General features: G+C 40.4%; 1 protein-coding gene. It reads right to left on the minus strand.

The window, feature by feature from the left end; genetic code table 11:
* Window positions 1–127: 127 nt before the first annotated feature.
* Window positions 128–611 (minus strand): IS3 family transposase (locus tag JR005_RS11995; protein ID WP_218665107.1); only part of this gene is annotated, 484 nt, incomplete at its 5' end.

Genomic DNA, 611 nt, shown 5'->3' on the forward strand with positions numbered 1-611 from the left:
GTTGTATAGGTTCAATCTCAGTGAGCTATCACATAGATGCTACTGATTTTGGATTAACGTTTTGCTTAAATGAGAGATCTGGAGGCACTGAACCGTACCGGGTTTGTCGGAGACTTTTTTATTTAAGTTAAGCCACCTGACCTAACGGGTTAATCTTATCATAGTACATTGCTTCAAACTCAAAAGGCGACACATAACCCAGTGCACTGTGTACACGCTTTTTGTTGAACCAATCTACCCAATTTAATGTCGCAAGTTGTACATCCGCTAAACCTTGCCAATCTGCTTTTAAATATTCAATCACCTCTGTTTTGTATAAGCCATTCACCGTTTCAGCCAAAGCATTATCGTATGAATCACCTGTCGTACCGACTGATGCTCGTAAATTTGCTGCTTCTAAACGATTGGTATAGCGAATAGAAAGATATTGAACACCTCTATCGGAATGATGAATCACATTCTTTGGCATGCCTCGATCGTGCAATGCTTGCTCAAGTGCATCGAGCACCATATCTGTATTCATCCGTGTAGATACTTTCCATCCAACAATTGCTCGCGAGAACACATCAATAATAAATGCAGTGTAGACCCAGCCAGAATTGGTTTGAATA

It is taken from the genome of Acinetobacter sp. Colony158 (genome assembly GCF_019264745.1).
GTDB lineage: Bacteria > Pseudomonadota > Gammaproteobacteria > Pseudomonadales > Moraxellaceae > Acinetobacter > Acinetobacter ursingii.